Source organism: Ferrimonas sp. YIN67, assembly GCF_057219095.1.
In genome coordinates, this window is record NZ_JBXVVJ010000008.1 from 20920 (window position 1) to 37558 (window position 16639).

Below are 16639 nucleotides of genomic sequence, written 5' to 3' on the forward strand. Positions count from 1 at the left end.
GGACTCAGAAAGGCTTTGCCCAGATAAAGGCGAAGCTGAGTTTTGTGTGGTAACTTCTTCTGTTATATAGCTTTTATCTAGTGAAAATCACTTTCGCCTGACAGTGTCCCAAAGGAGTGGATCCCCCACCTTTCCCTGCGCTTATCTCTATCCCCCCCTTAAAATCTGTGCGTTGCTGGTCTAGTTAGAAGCCATTGGTTTCAACAATGGCATAGGCACATGAAGCGTTTAGACAATGGTAAGTACCAAGTAGATATGTACCCCAACGGGCGGCATGGCAAGCGGATCCGCAAGGTATTTGCCACGGCGGGGGAGGCGCGACGGTTCGAGCAGTGGGTGATGGCCAACGCCGAACGCAAGCCCTGGGAGGTGGCGAAGGAGGATAACCGGCGACTGAGCGAGCTGGTACAGACTTGGTATGACTTGCACGGTAAGAGTTTGGTCAGCGGCAAGCGGATATTCAGTTCACTGAATCGAGCCTGTGAAGGGATGGGCAATCCCTTGGGGCGTAAGCTGACCCAGAGCGATTTTGCTGCGTATCGCCGGAATCGGCTTGAGAAGGTCTCCGTAAGCATGGTGAACAAGGAAGCCAAGTGGCTTGCCAGCATGTTCAATGAGCTGATCCGGTTGGGCGAGTGGCCGGTCGCGAACCCGGTGAAGGCAATGAAGAAGCTCAAGGAGAAGGAACGGGAAATGGGCTTTTTCAGCAAAGAGGATATTGCTCGGTTACTGGAAGCCTGTCGAAGCCACCAACACCCGGACATTCTGTTGATTGTCGAGCTGGCGCTTTGCACCGGGTGCCGCTGGAGCGAGGCGGCCGACTTAAAGCGGAGCCATGTTGCCAACGGCCGGGTGACTTTTGTCGGCACCAAGAACGGCAGGAACCGAACGGTGCCTATCTCTCAGTCTCTGTTTGAGCGCCTGCTCAGCCATGGTGAAGGGGATCGGTTGTTTCACTGTAGCTTTGTGGTGTTTCGTACCATCAAGAAGAACCTGGGGCTTGCTCTGCCCAAGGGCCAACTGACCCACGCACTGCGCCATACCTTTGCCAGCCACTTTATGATGAACGGGGGCAACATCATGGTCCTTAAGACCATACTCGGCCACACGGATCTGAAGCAGACGATGCGCTACGCCCACTTCAGCCCTTGTCATCTGCAGGACGCTATCTCACTGAATCCCCTGGCTACTCTGCTTGGGTCGAGTGACTCAGATCTTGACTACAAAGTGTCGACGTTGGCGCGAAAACAGGTGGTTTGAGGGGGATAGGTGAGGATAGCTGGTACTGATTTACTTGGGATTTCCCATGCTAAAGTGCCATGAAAGCGCCCTTCGGGGCGCTTTTTTTGTGCCTTCGGGTAATGCCTCAAGACTCTTGCGGTGTGGCGCCTCCCCGATGGAGCCTGGCGATTAACGGTGGGAAAAAAAGCCACCCTGGAAGGTGGCTTTTTGGCTTTGTTAGGCTCAGTTGTGGCATTAGCGCCTGAGCCCGGTTTACTTGCTTGCCAAAGCTGAACTCAGCCGATGGTGCGCAGGATCTTGCTGAACAGGGCCAGTTCGTCGGCGGTAAAATCGGCGAACACACGCTGTTGCTCCTGCTCGGCGATGGCCCACAGAGTTTGGACCTTGTCCTTACCTGACTCACTCAAGGCGTACTGGCCGTCTCGCTCCTGCACCAGCGCCTTGCCCAGCAGTGCATTGAGGCCGTCCTCCACGTCGACCGGGGGCATGTTCACTTCCGGCAGCAGCGCTTTGCCACTGAGCTCTCCCTGAGCGTCGAGCACCATAAGCAGCCTTGCCTCACGGCTGCTCAATCCTGAGGCCTGCTGGCGAGGCTGGTAGCCTTGCTGGTAGCGCCGGACGGCCTGGTTCATCAGATAAAACAGGTTGGTATCCAGTTGATTGGGCTGTTGCGGCTGTGCGTTGTCCTGAGCAGAGGGCGCCCGTTTTACGCCGGTGAGCTGATCGTGGGGCAGGGCGACACAGTAGCTGCCCTGGTGGTACAGCAGCGGGGGCCGGCCCACATCCTCAAACGCCACCACTTTGCCGATCAGGATCCAGTGATCACCACCGTCCACGGTTTCATACTTCTCACACTGGAACTGGGCGGCGCAGTTCGCCAGCAGGGGTGCGCTGCCCGCGCCGCTGCCCAGTTCGAGTCCGGCAAACTTGTCGTCGGCGGGACGGGCAAAGCGGTTGGAGAGATCCATCTGATCTGAGGCTAAGATGTTGACGGCGAAGTGGCTGGCCTGCTCAAACACGCTGCAGCTGCCGGAGCGCTTGTCGATGCTCCAGAGGATGAGCGGTGGATCCAGAGAGACGGAGTTGAAGCTGTTGGCGGTCACACCGACACGCTCACCGCTGGGCGCCTCGGCGGTGATCACTGTGATCCCGGTGGCAAAGTTACCCAATGCGCGGCGAAACGCCTTAGCATCGAACTCGGAGGGTTGGATCTGGGACATGGGGGGCCTCATTGTCGCTATTGATGGCCGAGAGGCGGCCGCTTTGTTGGGAGAAGTCGTCGAAAAAAGTGAGATCAGGAGGCGTACTTCCGGTTGCTCCTCCTGATCTCACAAGGGTGATTAAAGCAGGCTGGGATCGGGCTCAAGTCCCATCAGCTCGCGGCCCAAGATCTGGGCGCAGACGTCGTAGTCGGTGTAGGCGTGGGCGCCGGTCATGTGTGAATCCCGGAACAGACGCTGAGCTTCTTTATCGTCAAACCAGTTGTTGCCACCGATGGCGTCAAACAGGCGGTCGACGGCTTGAATGCACATCTTGACAGCGTAGGCCTGGTTGGTGCGCCAGTAGGTCAAGGTTTCCTGGCTTGGGTACTCTTTGCGCTCACCGTGGGCCTTGTGGTCTTCCCAGGTCTTCTCCATAAAGGCGCGGGCGGCGGCGACCTGATGGGTCGACTCGGCCAGGCGCATCAGTGCGGGCGTCGCGGCACCGACCTTGGCTCCGGTGTAGGCACGCACCCGGTTTTTGGTGACGTCGCGGAACACTTCGATCATCCGCTCGGCCACGCCTAGGCTCATGGCGGCAAAGCCGGAGGCAAAGTAGGGGCGGTAGGGGGTGGCGAAGATCTTGCTATCCGGGTAGAGATCAAACCCTTCGTTTTCACCTGTCATCATCGCCTTGGCGGACTGGATCCTATGCTCCGGGACGAAGGCGTTCTTGATCTGCAGTGTCTTGGTACCGCTGCCTTTCATCGCCATGGCGTGCCAGTCATCGAGGATCTGGTAGTCGGTGGCGGGGATCACGGCGAAGCAGTACAGCTTGGAGCCATCGGGCTGATCCCGCAAAAATCCACAGATGGCCCACTCGGCGTGATCACAGCCACTGGACCAGCGCATGTCGCCGTTAAAGAGGATCCCCCCTTCGGTCTCCTCGTACTTGCCAAAGGGGGCAATGCTGGAGCAGGCGGTGGCATCCGGATTGGCTTGCCAGAAATCGTCCTGGGCCTGTTTGGAAAACATTGCCATCTGGTGGTTGTGGGTGCAGAGCAGGCTGAAGGCCCAGGCGGTCGAGCAGCAGGCGCCAGCGAGGGCCGCGATGCAGTCGGTAAACTCCGGCAGGGAGATCTCCATACCGCCATAGGCCTTGGGCAGGAACGCCTTGTGCAAGCCCACGGCCTTGAGGAGTTTAATGTTCTCGTCCGGCACGCGGCGCAGTTGTTCGGCCTCAGAGGCATTGGCGGCGATCTGCGGCAGTACACCTTTAAGATCTTCAAGCAAGGGGTTGGTCTTAGTCATGATCCGGTCCTTATCAGTGGCTCGTTCCGCCAGGATGCTCTGGTCGGGAGATGTGTCCATAGTGCGCCCTGACACACTGGGCTGCCATGTTCAAATCTTTTGAGTTCTTGGACAAATCAGGACATAGACCAAAGTGGTAGATGCACTCCTAAAGGGAAGTAAAAAGCGCTCTGGAATAACGCTTAATCGTTGTAATAAAAGACTTTGTATTATTTTTATCGGTAATTCTGACGGTATTGCTGGGCGGTTTGACCTGTATGTTTTTTGAAAAAACGGGAGAAGTAGGCGGGATCGCTAAAGCCCAATTGGTAGGCCACTTCGCTGCCGGCGAGGTTGGTAAAGGCCAACTGCCGCTTGGCTTCCTGGATCTGGCGTTCATGGATCAGCTTTTTCGGTGAGCGTTGGCTGATCCGGCGGCAGATCTGTGTGAGCCGACTTTCTGAGATCCCCAGGCGCTGGCAGTATGCACTCAGGGGCCAGTGCTCGGCATAATGGGCTTCCAGCAAGTTGGCAAAGCGGTTGAATTGGCGCAACTCGGCGTTGCTTCCAATCCGGGTTTGCTGCTTGAGTTCGCTCAGTCGACCAATCTGGATCAGCAACAGGCTAAGCAGGCTTTCCATCGCCAGATCCCGGCCAACCCGGGAAGACTCCCACTCATCGGCGATGGCTTTGAGCAGGCGCTCTATTTCGAGCCCGGATCGCTCGGGTTCGCCCAGGGACGCAAGCTCAAGGTGAATGGGATGTTCAAACTGGCAATTGAGGCTGCGCTGCAGGTTGCCCTGACTCAATCCGCTCAGCAGGGTTTGATGCAGGGTGATCACGTGACCCCGAGCCTCGGTCTGAGTGTGGAAGCCGTGAGGGACGGAAGCCGGGACCAGGAAACAGGCTGGCCCCCGGCACTGAAACTGGCGGTCATCGATCTGGAAGTGGATATCCCCCCGATCGATGTAGTGGATCTGCAGGTATTGGGCATGGCGATGGACTGGCATCTCTCGGCCAAAGTGCTCGGCCAGGGTCTCCTGGCGCGCGTAGTGCAGGGGCAGATCGCATTGCCCCTGCTCCAGATCCTGGAGCAGATCGAGGTTTGGGATCCTCCCGGTCGTCGCCGGGCTCTGGGAACTGCTGTGCTGAGCCATCTTCATTTTGTTGTTTATCCTGCGCGTCGGTTTAATTGGTCGCGGCTTTGGCTTGTATTTTTAGCCCTCGCGCCCTTGTTCCTTGGGCATTTATTTAACTCACTGGAAAGGTTGGAGTAATTACTGATTTCATGTCGTCATGCCTGTCTTGCCACTGTGATTTTTAGGACAAAACAAGACTAAATTAAGCGGTTAAATAGTCCTGACCCATTGGACTTTTGGCTAAGTTGACAAAACTTAACATGTTAAGTAGGTTCGTTTGCGTCGGTGGGAGAATGTTTTCGTTATTCACCTGCCCTGGTGTCTTCTGAGTGTCGATGACAGTGGCATGGAAACCGTGTCCTGAAGGGCTAAAGGGGGGTATACCAAGGCGGTGTGGGACGCTGATACCGATATTGAATGAGAGGACACCCTCTGCAGTAGAAAGCGGGGTCGAAAGAGTAGGAAGGGTCAATAGCCAGTATTTGTGCCGCATTGTTTGTCTTCCATCGTGGAATGTCCAGGGTTGGAAGTAATGCAGTCTTTTTATTTTCCGCTCCAACTTGGTTGGCTGGCCAGGCATATATGGCCGGCATCATGACGAAATTCATAATAAATGAGGCATTGGGATGCAGAAGAAAACACGGTTCTCCTTGATGAAAGCCGCAGCCATTAGCAGCTTGCTTTGGTGTGGTGGGGCTATGGCACAAACCGTTATTCATGTGGGCAGCTGGATGGGGCCCAACAATCCGCAAAATGCCGTAGTCTGGCCAACCTGGGCCAAGTGGGTCGAGGAAGCGACCGAAGGGCGCGTAACCGTTAAGGTGGAACATGGGCTGGGACATCCGAAAACCATGTACCAGCTGGTCGAGGATGGCGTGGTGGATGCGGCCTTCAGTTACCATGGCTATGTGCCGGGTCGGTTCAAGCTGCCTTTGGCGATTGAGCAGCCGGGCCTTGGGGTGGATGCGGAGGCCGCTTCCGTGGCGCTGTGGCGTACCTACAACAAGTACTTTGCCCAGGCGGGTGAATTCGAAGGGCTTGAGTTGTTGGGCATGTTTACCCATGGCCCTGGGGTGATCCACTCCCTGACGCCCATCACCAGCTTCGAAGATCTGGAGGGTAAGAAGATCCGCATCGGCGGGGGTGTGCAAAGTGTCCTGGGGGAGCGGATGGCGGTTACCCCGGTGTCGGCGCCCGGACCCAAGGTGTATGAGCTGCTGCAGCAGAAGGTGATCGACGGCGTCTTCATGCCGATGCAGGATCACAAGTCCCTGCGTCTGTACGAGGTGGCGCCCTATGTCACCGTTTTGCCCGGCGGCATGTACCTGGGCAGCTTCTCCATCTTTATCAACCCGGAGTTCCTGGACGATCTGGATCCCAAGGACAAGGCGGCGATCCTGGCGGTGTCCGGTGAGAAGCTCTCTGCATTGGCTGGGCGTGCCTGGCAGGACGGCGATCAGCAAGGCTACCAGGCAGCCAAGGATGCGGGCACCGAAGTGATCCAGATCAGCAAAGACGATCCCATGGCCAAGCAGTTCCTGGAGATGGTGTCGGACATGCGTCAGCAGTGGGTTGAGAGTGTTAAGGACCGTGACGTGGACGCCCAGAAAGGGATCGACGAGATGTGGCAGATTGCCCGGGACTATGAGCGCGTAAACCTGTAACGGCTCAACAGCCAGTACTTAAGCCGGACGAGAGTCCGGCTTTTTGGCGCTTCTGGATCAATCAGCGTCAGTCATCCCCTTTGACCTCCTGATAGATCACCCACAGGGGAATGTCGATGATAAGCACAAAGGGAGTGATCAGCGCCAGTGCGCCAACATGCTTCATCCGTTCAGACCGCGACTTTCTGATATAGACATCTTCGGTTACCGGATCAATCTGGATCATACCGTTGCTCTTCGACAGGGCTTTGTATTCAGACAGCTGCTCCTCGGTAATATTATCTCTGTGGGTTTTTTCGTGCGTCTCATTCAAGGTTTGCTCCCACAAGGCGGTCGTTATGCAGCCCGACAGCAGCAGAGCTAAGAGTATGGGGAGTAGAAACTTCATCAATACCTCTTTTTATGGGGGACAACGGGCCGAACTGCCGTTTATTTCAAGCTACGGACTTGGCAGCCTGATTGAGTGGTGTGTTATACGCAGGTTTGCGTGGACAGGGTGATCAGATCTTCGCTGTCGTATAACTTCTTATCGGTTTGCTTCATGCCCAGTTTTTTCAGCAATCGAATGGATGCCCGGTTTTCAGTTACCGCGACACCATATACCTCTTTGACCCGCGTATTTGACAGTGCGAAGTTTAACGTTGCCTTTGCCGATTCAAATGCATATCCCTGCCCTTGGTGCTCATTCAGTATGGCGTAGCAGATATCGCAATGCTTGAGGTCTGGGAGCAACTCGATCCCCGCATAACCGATCTTCATAAATGGGGGCGTCTTCAAAGCAAGGGTAAAGGTACCGAACCCATTCTCCCAGTGTTCGATCCGTTGGCGCAGATGTTGTTCAATATCCCTTATGCGAAAAGGTCGGCCTCCCGGCAGGTAGCGAGTGATCTTGGGGCAGCTCAGCAGGCGCTCATAGAGCGCTCTGTCTTCGCCGGTAACCTGAGTCAAAACCAGCCTGTCTGTTTCAATCATTCTGGGGGTCATCTCACTGGGCACTCTGATGTCGGATACTGCGAGTTGTTGCCAGCCTGCCACGGTGCCGGTAACCAGCGCCAAATGCGATGGCATCTCTATTGGGGTGCACTATCCACTCCGAGGGCGGTATGGCAGGGCACGATCACGATTTTGTCAGCCAGCCTTACGAAGCCGTGATCTCTTGTCACTGATGCAGCCGGCCAAGGCGATTAATCTCCAGGGGAATGTAATTCAAGTCAAGGGTGGTGAGACGGGGCAAAAATAAAGGAAATATTGGTATAACACCCGTTGAAAATAGCGTGATTGGTTAACGCTGTTTATTTTGAGTCGGTGCTGTTTGAGATGAATGGGATTGTATTGTTGACCCAGGCGTTTGGGCTGAGAGGGGGCGGTGAATAACCTGCCGGTGCCGCGATGCTGGTTTGATCCCAGTGCTTGGGTTGAACACCGATCCCTGTGGTATGCCACTGCGGGGAGAGCTGACTGAGGCGAGTACGCCGTTTGGCACGGTGATCCGCAATGGTGTGTTGGCGCTGGGTCCCGCCTTTTCCGGGATCCATGAGTTAGCGAGCGATAATCGCCGGATCAGCAGCGAAGGGCAGGGGTCGGTGCGGCTGTTGTCGATAGGGCAGAAGCGTATCGAACGGGAGAGCGGCGCAGGGGAAGGGGCTCAAAGGCCAAGAGTCGTAACGGCGCGACTCGTTTGGCGCTGAGCCCGGCGCGACGCTGGCCGGGCACTGTGCCCGCTTCGGGCAGACAGGCGGTGGGGCGATGGTGAGCTGAGGCTGTGTCTTAGGGCTTAAGTTTCAGCAGTTGGTTGAGCAGGCGGTCCAGGCTGTCCATGTCCTCTTGAGACAGTTGGCGCACCATGGCGTTATAACGGGCCTCGATCTTGGGGATCATCTCTTGGTAGAGGGACTCCGCCTTGGGTTTGAGGCGCACCAGGGTACGGCGCTGATCTTCGGCGGACTTGCGTCGCTGGATGTAGCCTTGTTCCTCCAGCCGGTTGAGGATCCCGGTGAGGCTGGGGCTGAGGATAAAGCAGTGGCCGGCCAGTTGGCGGGACTCGAGCTCACCAAACTCTTCAAGGGCGCGGATCACCCGCCACTGCTGCTCAGTCAGGGAGTATTCGTTGAGCAGGGGGCGGAAGAAGCTCATTGAAACTTCCCGGGCCTTGAGCAGTTTCAATGGCAAAGAGTCTTCGAACTTTCTCATAATTATCTGCTTTTTCATGGTTTCTCGACGCTCACTATTGTAAGTGGCTCTCACTGGCTGTCCAGTGATTGCAGCTCTGCTGAGTTTTCTTCCGGGGCCTCTTCCGGCGGATGAGGACGGTGTGTTTTGGGGTCGGTGCCTGTCTGTTTCAGGGCCAGCAGGGTGCCCAAACCCGTGACGCCGACGATCAGGACCATGGCGAGCGGCGTGATCTGGCCCGTGTGGGTCAGTTGCCAGCCGTTGATGGTGCCGACCAGGCTGCTGGTGAGGGCGCTAAGGCCAAATTGGGCGGCCACTGCCAGCCCCGCAGCCGCTCCGGCCTGCTCGGGAAAGCGCGACAGCAGGCTGGCCATGCAGTTGGCGCCGATCAGCCCGGTGACGCTGATGTAGGCAAACAGTCCCATCACCAAAAGGGGCAGGGAGAGGGCATCGACAGAGACCATCAGCAGCAGGGCGAGACCGGAACCGGCGGCGATCCCCGTGCCCAGCTTGAGCATGCGTTTGGGCCCCTTGCGTCCGACCAGCCGGGCGTTGAGGCCAGTCATCAGGATGATGCCACCAATGTTGAGGCTGAACAGCCAGGCATAGTGCTGTGGGCTGAGGCCAAAATAGCCCATGTAGATGATGGGGGAGGCGGTGATGTAGGCGAACATGCCGGCGAAGGAGAGTGCCAGGCAGAGGATATAGCCCAGGGCCACCCGGTTTCGGCCGATCTGACCATAGGCTTTGAATGCGCAAAGGAGGCCGGCGTTGCGGCTGGCGCCATGATGGGTCTCGGGGATCTTCCAGGCCACGGCCAACAGCACCAGGGCGGCAAAGCCGGCGAGCAGCCAGAACAGGGCGCGCCAGTCGAGCAGCAGCAGCAGATAGCCGCCGAGCAGGGGGGCGACCAGTGTGGCTAGCATGGTGATCAGGTGCATCAGTGACAGCACCCGAGCGGCTTCGGTGATGGGAAACAGATCCCGGACGATGGCGCGGCCCAACACCGAGGCGGCAGCCCCGCCAAGGGCCTGCAGCAGGCGTGTGGCAATCAGACTTTCGCCGCTCTGGGCCAATATGCAGCCGATACTGGCGAGGATGTAGAGGCCGATCCCTCCGAGCAACAGGCGGCGTCGACCGTATCGGTCGGAGAGGGGCCCGTAGATCAGCATGCCGAGAAACAGACCCAGCAGGAAGGCGCTGACGGTTAGCTGGATCTGGCCGTCGTCGCTGGCCAGATCGGCCGCGATGGCAGGCAGGCCCGGCAGGTAGAGATCGATGGACAGGGGACCAAACGCCTGCAGGGCGGCGAGCAGGATCAGCAGACGGCCAGGGTTGGGAAGGCTGACCTTGGGTTTGGGCTGCGTTGAAAGGCTCACGGGCTCTCCATCGACGGCGATCTGGGGATATCCGCCATGCCAGTTGAGAATGGCATGGCGGTCGGTATCGGAGCGACGGTCGTCAGACGATACCAGGTTGATCAGGCGGCGTTGGCCCCCTGGCGGGTTTCTGCAAGAGGCACGGCATTGCCGCTGACCTCGGTGATCGGCAGGACGGCGTTGATCTGGCCGGTCCCTGAGCTGCCGAAGTAGGGGGTGACGATCTCGGCGGGCTGGTCGTATTCAGACCATCCCAGCGCGCCCAGCAGCATGGCGGTGTCGTGCATAAAACCTTCGCCGTGGCCCTTGGCGGCGTACTCCGGCAGCATGGCGCAGAAGTTGGCCCAGTCGCCGCTCTCCCACATTTTCACCACGCCCTGATCCAGCGACTCCAGGAAGGGGCTCCACACCTTATGGAGGAACTGGTCGGCCTGGTTGTTCTGGGCAAAACGGTGGGACAGGGAGCCGGAGGCCAGGATCGCTACGGTACCGTCATAGTGCTCCTCCACGGCTTTGCGCAGGGCCCAGCCCAGGCGGGCGCTGTCATCCAGGCTGTGGACCTGGCACATGGCGGCGATGGAGATCACCTTAAAGTGCTTGTCCTGGTTCATGTAGCGCATGGGCACCAGAGTGCCGTATTCCGGATCCAGCGAGGTTTCGGCGTGGGCGCGGATATTGACGCCCTGATCCGCCGCCACTTCGGCGATTGCCTTGCCCAGTGCCGGATTGCCGTCAAACTCGAAGGGCATGTTCTTGATAAAGTGCGGCAGCTCGTTGGAGGTGTAGCTGCCCTGGTAGCTCGGCGCACAGTTGATGTGATAGCCGGAGTTCACCAGCCAGTGGGTGTCAAATACGATGATGGTATCGACGCCCAGTTCTCGGCAGCGACGTGCGATCTCCTGGTGACCTTCGATGGCCGCTGTGCGACAGCCTTTGTGGGGACCGTCCAGCTCCGACAGGTACATGGATGGGACGTGGGTGACTTTGGCGGCCAATGCGAGTTTGCCCATAACACTCTCTCCTTGTGATGGTTTGGGTGACAGGACGGCGCTTGCCCTTGTGTCACCCGGCTCAGACGTTAATTCTTGTGGATGCCTGAGGGTTCAAATTTGAGGTATTGGCGGGCTTTGGGGCGCCGCCAACACGGGTTTGCCGTTTAGGCGCTGGTCTTGCCCAGTTGGGGCACCTTGTGGGTACCGTGGGCGATGCAGACGTTCTTGGTTTCCATGTAGAAGTCGAAGCTCCAGTCGCCGCCGTCACGGCCAATGCCGGACATCTTGATCCCGCCAAAGGGCGAGGGCAGGTTGCGGTTGTTCTCTGAGTTGACCCAGAGCATGCCGGCTTCGACCTGCTTGGCCATGCGCATGGCGCGGCCGGTGTCGTTGGTCCAGATGTAGCCGGACAGGCCGTACTGGGTGTCGTTGGCGATCCGGATGGCATCGGCTTCGCTGTCGAAGGCGATGGCGGTCAATACCGGGCCGAAGATCTCCTCCTGGGCGATGCGCATCTGGTTGTTGGCCTCGGTGAACAGGGTTGGCGTCAGGTAGTTGCCGGTGGCGCTGGTGTTGCCTCGGTCGTCGTTGATCGCTTCGCCGCCGACCAGGGTCACGGCACCATCCTGCTGGGCAATCTCGAAGTAGCTCATCACCTTGTTGTAGTGGCCTGTGTGTACCAGGGGACCCACTTCGGTGTTGGGATCCAGGCAGTGGCCAACCTTGAGGTTCTTCACCCGCTGCGCCAGGGCGGCGAGGAAGGTCTCCTTGATACCGTTTTGAATGAGCAGTCGGCTGGAGGAGGTGCAGCGCTGGCCGTTCAAGCTGTAGATCATGAAGACCACGGCATCCAGGGCGCGATCGAAGTCGGCATCGTCGAACACGATCACCGGGTTTTTGCCCCCCAGCTCGAAGTGCATGCGCTTGAGGGTGTCGGCGCCCTGGCGCATGATGTGGGAGCCGGTGGCGCTCTCGCCCACCAGGGCCACGGCCTTGATCGCCGGATGCTCGGTCAGGCGTTTGCCGGCGACTTCACCGAAGCCGTTGACCATGTTCCACACGCCCTTGGGCAGCACTTCGTCGGCGATCTCCGCCAGGATGTAGGCGGACAACGGGGTCAGCTCGGCGGGCTTGTGCACCACGGTACAGCCGGCGGCCAGGGCCGGGGCGATCTTCCAGGTGGACAGCATGAAGGGGGTGTTCCAGGGGGTGATGATCCCCACGGGGCCGATGGCACGGCGTACCGTGTAGTTAACGTGCTCGGCTTGATGCAGGGCCAGGCCGTTTTGCGCTTCCGGTGCCTTGTCGGCGAAGAAGCGGAAGTTGGCGGCGCCACGCAGGGCCGCCTGTTTCATAAAGCGGATGGGCTGGCCACAGTCCATGGACTCCACCAGGGCGATCTCGTCGGCCCGCTCCTCGAGCTTGTCGGCAAAGAGGTTGAGCAGGCGCTTGCGCTCGGCCCCGGGCATGTCTGCCCAGCCATTGAACGCGGCCTCGGCGGCATCACAGGCGGCGTTGACGTCCGCGACCGTGCCCTTGACCACTTGGCCCAGTACGCTGTTGTCCGTGGGGGTGACGTTGTCGTACAGCTCCCCTTCGCTGCCGAGGTTGAACTCGCCGTTGATGTAGTGGCCGATGGGCTGGGCCTTGAAGCGGGCCAGGTACTCCTGGGCGCGGCTCAGGTTGGCGTCGTAAGTGTTGGTGGTCATATCTATCTTCCTTGTTCTGGGGAGCGCTTCACTGATCCCGAGGGGCTCAGTAGCGCTCGCCGTAGAATTCCTGCTCGGAGACGATGGGGGTCTCCAGGCTGCCTATCTGCTCAATGCTGCACACCACGGTGTCGCCGGGTTGCATGTCCACCACGCCGTGAGGGGTGCCGGTGGCGATCATGTCGCCGGGATTGAGGGTCATGATCTGGCTGAGGTATTCGATGAGGAAAGGCACATCGAAGATCAGATCCTTGGTGGAGCCATCCTGGGTCAGCTCGCCGTTGACATGGGTGGTCAGGCGCAGGGCGTGGACGTCTTTCACGTCGCTGGCGGGCACCAGCCAGGGTCCCAGAGGCAGCAGGGAGTCGCGGCTTTTCACCCTCAGGTTAGGGCGGTAGTAGTTCTCGAGGAAATCGCGGATGGCGAAGTCGTTGCCCACGGTGTAACCGGCGATATAATCCAGGGCGTCTTCCCGCTTGATGTTCTTGCCGCTTTTACCGATCACCACCACCAGTTCGCACTCGTAGTGCTGGAACTCGATGTTGTCCGGACGGTAGCTGGGTTGCTTGTGGCCGGTCAGGGTGTTGGCGTGCTTGATGAACACCAGGGGCTCCTTGGGTGGCTCAAAGGCCAGCTCGGAGGCGTGATCGGCGTAGTTAAGCCCCAGGGCGAAGATGGTGCCGGGATTTTTCACCGGTGGCAGCCAGGTGATCTCCGTGCTGTGGATATCCAGCCCCAGCGGGGTGCCGTCCTGGGCCAGCAACTGGTCCTGAGCGTTGATCTGTATGTCCTGCTGACGACCCTGGTGAATGATGCGTGCCTGTCTCATAGTTGTTCTCCTTATGCCTGCTGCGCCGTGTCAGCCTGGATCGGCCCCTCTAGGGTATTGCTCAGTACGCCGATCCCTTCGATCCAGGCGTCCACCTTGTCCCCGGGGGCGACCGGGGTGCGCTCACCGGCAAAGCCGACGGCGATGATCTCGCCGGGTTGCAGGGTCATGATGTAGGAGATGGTGCTCACCAGCTCCTCGATGCTCCGCTCCAGGCGCTGCAGGGGCAGGGTGGAGCGCACTTCACCATTGATGCTGATCACCACCTCCAGCTTGGCTGGATCCGGTAGCTGGCTGGCGGGCAGGATCACCGGCCCCACCGGGGCGCTGCCGTCCAGGCATTTCCCCTTGATGTCCGGGCGGTAGTAGCTTTGCTCCGGCAGGGAGTAGTCGGCGACTATGGTGTAGCCACCGATGTGATCACGAACCTGCTCCGGGGCGATGCGGCAGGTTTCCTTGCCGATCACCACGCCGAGGCTGGCGCCCACTACCATGGCGGGCGCCGGGGTGCCCTGGGCGTCGCGGGCCCAGGGGATCTGGGCAGCGTCGGTACTCCAGGTGTTGCGCGGCTTGTAGTAGAGCACCGGTTGGGTCGGTGCGGCCTTGTAGGGAGCCTGAGTAAAGGTGTCGGCCAGCCGGGTGATCTGCTCACTGTCGTTGAGCGCCACCAGGCAGAGCTTGCTGTCGAGTAAAAGATTGGAAGCCATGATTTTCTCTCTTTTGCTTTTGTGCGTCCGTAAATAGGGTCAGTAGCCGGCCTGGACCTGCTCCTGGGTCTCGGTGCCCCGGCAGAAGCGATCGGCCAGGGCGCTGGTGGCCTTGGCCAGCAGCATGGTGTCGACGCCGACGCCGACGAAACTGGCGCCCTGGGCTATGTATTGGTCGGCCAGGCTGGGATCCAGGCACAGCAGCCCGGCGTACTTGCCGGCGGCGCGGATCTTGTTGAGTCCCTGGTTGATGGCGCTGACCACGTCGGGGTGGCCGGCCTGGCCGATATAGCCCAGGGAGGCAGACAGATCCGAGGGGCCGATAAAGACACCGTCCACGCCGTCGACATCCAGGATGGCGTCCAGGTTCTCCAGCGCTGCTGCACTCTCCACCTGCACCAGCAGGCAGATCTCGTCGTTGGCTTTTTGCAGGTAGTCGGGGATCCGGCCCCACTGGGCTGCCCGGGCCATGGAGGTGCCCAGGCCGCGGATCCCTTGAGGGGGATAGCGTACCGCCTGCACCAGTTGTCGGGCCTGCTCGGCGGTTTCCACCATGGGGATCAGCAGGGTCTGCACGCCGATATCCAACAACTGTTTGATCAGCGCCGTATCGCCTTCGACGGGACGGACGATGGGGGCGACCGGGTAGGGGGCGACCGCCTGGAGGTGACGCATGACGCCATTGATGTCGAACGGTGCGTGCTCGGCATCGATCAGCAACCAGTCGAAGCCGGCTCCGGCGGCGATCTCCGCCGCGCTGGGATGCGGCAGGCCCAGCCAGAGGCCAAACTGGGTCTTGCCCTGCTCTTGGGCAAACTTCTGGCCCTCTTTAAAGCGGTTTTTGGCGAGTGTTGTCACTGTCATACCCTCAGACAAAGTTCAGCCCGATCCCACCCAGGGGGCCAAAGTCGGCGTGCACCGTGTCGCCGGCCTTGACCGGAACCGGGCGGGTAAAGGAGCCGGCCAGGATGATCTGACCCGGCTCCAGGCCGATGCCGTGGGGGGCGAAGCGTTTGCAGGTCCAGCAGATCCCCTTGGCGGGATGGCCCAGGACCCCGGCGGCCACGCCGGTCTCTTCGATCTGGCCATTGAGGTAGAGCAGGGCGCCGGCCCAGCGCAAGTCCAGCTCATCGGGCTTCATGGGACGCCCGCCGAGGATGATGCCGGCATTGGCGGCGTTGTCGGCGATGGTGTCATACACCTTGCGGGTGTAGCCGGTGGCGGGATCGGTGCGGTGGCAGCGGGCGGCGATCAGCTCCAGTGCCGGGATCACATAGTCGGTGGCGTTGATCACGTCGAAGATGGTGACGTTCTCGCCAAACAGGGGTTTCTTCAGGACGAAGGCCAGCTCTACCTCGATGCGGGGATCGAGGAAGTCGGCGGCGCGCAGGGTGGCACCGTCCTCGAAGGCCATGTCGTCCAGCAGTACGCCGTAGTCCGGCTCATCGATATTGACCGCCATCTGCATGGCGCGGGAGGTGAGCCCGACCTTATAGCCGATCACCTTGCGGCCGCTCTGTATCTTTTGATCCACCCAGGCCTTTTGGATGGCGTAGGCATCATCCATGGTCATCTCGGGGTGTTCCAGCGTCAGTGCCGGGATCTGTTGGCGGTCAAGCTCCGCCTGGTAGAGCCGCTCTGCGGCGGCTTGGATCCGTTCCTTGTTCAGCATGCGATACCTTCCTTGCGTGTGAACTGTTGGCGTGGGTCAACCAGTGGCAAAGGGCAAACTTCCAGTGTCGTGGGTATGCCGCCAATTAGTTAACATGTTAACGAAGCAAACCATAAGGGAATTGACCCATACCCGGGTATTAGACTTTTGGCGTATTGGCAAAAGTTAACATGTTAAATAGTGTGGCGGTGACCTAGAGCACAAAACGGGCTCCGGTGTGACACCACCGGGCAGACACAGAGGAAGTAGGCGATGCCGCATTTTGTTGTTGAGTATTCGGGAAATCTGCACGGTGAGCTGGCGTTTCAGCCTCTGTTTGCCGCGCTGCATGACTATGTGGTGGCCACCGGTGAGTTCCCCCTGGGTGGGGTGCGCAGCCGGGCGATCCGTTGCGATGACTTCCGCGTGGCGGACGGTCGTGACGGCTTCGGGTTTGTCCATCTGAGCCTGAAGATCGGTCACGGCCGGGAGATGGCACTGAAACAGCAGGTGGCCAAACAGATCTTTGAGATCCTCTGTGACTGGATGACCCCCATTACCGAGCGAGGCTACTGTCAGATCTCCTTTGAGCTGACTGAGCTGGACCCCGTTCTCAAGTTTAACAAGAACAACATCCATACACTGCTCAAGCAGGAAAGCGAACGATAA

At 59.2% G+C, this 16639-nt stretch carries 17 protein-coding genes; 4 read left to right on the forward strand and 13 right to left on the reverse strand.

All coding sequences use genetic code 11. The features are described from left to right. Positions 1 to 219 precede the first annotated feature (219 nt). Positions 220 to 1260: a phage integrase gene (locus AC2D8U_RS15985; RefSeq protein ID WP_484620072.1), complete on the forward strand. Its 1041-nt coding sequence runs from the start codon at positions 220 to 222 to the stop codon at positions 1258 to 1260. 257 nt (positions 1261 to 1517) lie between these two features. Here AC2D8U_RS15985 and AC2D8U_RS15990 read toward each other — a convergent pair whose 3' ends face one another. The 3 genes from AC2D8U_RS15990 to hpaA form a co-directional block, all read right to left on the reverse strand. Then, the gene (locus tag AC2D8U_RS15990) at positions 1518 to 2462 is read right to left on the reverse strand and encodes a p-hydroxyphenylacetate 3-hydroxylase reductase component (RefSeq protein ID WP_484620073.1); all 945 of its coding nucleotides are present in this window, start codon (positions 2460 to 2462) and stop codon (positions 1518 to 1520) included. Between the two features lie 120 nt (positions 2463 to 2582). Next, complete coding sequence (locus AC2D8U_RS15995) at positions 2583 to 3752, reverse strand: p-hydroxyphenylacetate 3-hydroxylase oxygenase component (protein ID WP_484620074.1); 1170 nt, start codon at positions 3750 to 3752, stop codon at positions 2583 to 2585. A gap of 215 nt (positions 3753 to 3967) precedes the next feature. Then, positions 3968 to 4894, reverse strand: a complete 927-nt coding sequence (gene hpaA / locus AC2D8U_RS16000) for a 4-hydroxyphenylacetate catabolism regulatory protein HpaA (protein ID WP_484620075.1) — start codon at positions 4892 to 4894, stop codon at positions 3968 to 3970. 602 nt (positions 4895 to 5496) lie between these two features. Between hpaA and AC2D8U_RS16005 the strand changes: the two genes are divergently transcribed. After that, entirely contained in the window at positions 5497 to 6534 is a 1038-nt protein-coding gene (locus AC2D8U_RS16005) for a TRAP transporter substrate-binding protein (RefSeq protein ID WP_484620076.1), read from the forward strand. A 67-nt stretch (positions 6535 to 6601) separates the two neighbouring features. Here AC2D8U_RS16005 and AC2D8U_RS16010 read toward each other — a convergent pair whose 3' ends face one another. Next, a complete protein-coding gene (locus tag AC2D8U_RS16010; RefSeq protein ID WP_484620077.1) occupies positions 6602 to 6922 on the reverse strand; it encodes a hypothetical protein in 321 nt (106 codons plus the stop codon). A gap of 83 nt (positions 6923 to 7005) precedes the next feature. Further along, positions 7006 to 7590 carry a GNAT family N-acetyltransferase gene (locus AC2D8U_RS16015; protein ID WP_484620078.1) on the reverse strand — a complete coding sequence of 195 codons (585 nt, stop codon included), beginning with the start codon at positions 7588 to 7590 and terminating at the stop codon, positions 7006 to 7008. A 341-nt stretch (positions 7591 to 7931) separates the two neighbouring features. On the opposite strand from AC2D8U_RS16015, the gene AC2D8U_RS16020 reads away from it, so the two are divergent. Then, positions 7932 to 8222, forward strand: coding sequence for a hypothetical protein (locus AC2D8U_RS16020; protein ID WP_484620079.1), 291 nt, complete (start codon positions 7932 to 7934; stop codon positions 8220 to 8222). A gap of 79 nt (positions 8223 to 8301) precedes the next feature. Here AC2D8U_RS16020 and hpaR read toward each other — a convergent pair whose 3' ends face one another. The 8 genes from hpaR to hpaH all read right to left on the reverse strand — a co-directional run bounded on the left by hpaR (position 8302) and on the right by hpaH (position 15991). Next, on the reverse strand, positions 8302 to 8724 hold the full coding sequence (gene hpaR, locus AC2D8U_RS16025) for a homoprotocatechuate degradation operon regulator HpaR (protein WP_484620080.1): 423 nt from the start codon (positions 8722 to 8724) through the stop codon (positions 8302 to 8304). Positions 8725 to 8774: 50 nt separating this feature from the next. After that, complete coding sequence (locus tag AC2D8U_RS16030; RefSeq protein ID WP_484620081.1) at positions 8775 to 10082, reverse strand: Bcr/CflA family multidrug efflux MFS transporter; 1308 nt, start codon at positions 10080 to 10082, stop codon at positions 8775 to 8777. A 101-nt stretch (positions 10083 to 10183) separates the two neighbouring features. Beyond that, positions 10184 to 11092: a 3,4-dihydroxyphenylacetate 2,3-dioxygenase gene (gene hpaD, locus AC2D8U_RS16035; protein WP_484620082.1), complete on the reverse strand. Its 909-nt coding sequence runs from the start codon at positions 11090 to 11092 to the stop codon at positions 10184 to 10186. Positions 11093 to 11238: 146 nt separating this feature from the next. Continuing rightward, positions 11239 to 12783 carry a 5-carboxymethyl-2-hydroxymuconate semialdehyde dehydrogenase gene (hpaE, locus tag AC2D8U_RS16040; protein ID WP_484620083.1) on the reverse strand — a complete coding sequence of 515 codons (1545 nt, stop codon included), beginning with the start codon at positions 12781 to 12783 and terminating at the stop codon, positions 11239 to 11241. Positions 12784 to 12829: 46 nt separating this feature from the next. Further along, positions 12830 to 13612 (reverse strand): fumarylacetoacetate hydrolase family protein, encoded by a 783-nt coding sequence (locus AC2D8U_RS16045; protein ID WP_484620084.1) that lies wholly within the window; start codon positions 13610 to 13612, stop codon positions 12830 to 12832. Between the two features lie 11 nt (positions 13613 to 13623). After that, positions 13624 to 14319: a fumarylacetoacetate hydrolase family protein gene (locus AC2D8U_RS16050; RefSeq protein ID WP_484620085.1), complete on the reverse strand. Its 696-nt coding sequence runs from the start codon at positions 14317 to 14319 to the stop codon at positions 13624 to 13626. A gap of 39 nt (positions 14320 to 14358) precedes the next feature. Further along, positions 14359 to 15177, reverse strand: coding sequence for a 4-hydroxy-2-oxoheptanedioate aldolase (gene hpaI / locus AC2D8U_RS16055; RefSeq protein ID WP_484620086.1), 819 nt, complete (start codon positions 15175 to 15177; stop codon positions 14359 to 14361). A 10-nt stretch (positions 15178 to 15187) separates the two neighbouring features. Further along, a complete protein-coding gene (gene hpaH / locus AC2D8U_RS16060; RefSeq protein ID WP_484620087.1) occupies positions 15188 to 15991 on the reverse strand; it encodes a 2-oxo-hept-4-ene-1,7-dioate hydratase in 804 nt (267 codons plus the stop codon). 252 nt (positions 15992 to 16243) lie between these two features. Between hpaH and AC2D8U_RS16065 the strand changes: the two genes are divergently transcribed. Then, the gene (locus tag AC2D8U_RS16065; protein WP_484620088.1) at positions 16244 to 16639 is read left to right on the forward strand and encodes a hypothetical protein; all 396 of its coding nucleotides are present in this window, start codon (positions 16244 to 16246) and stop codon (positions 16637 to 16639) included.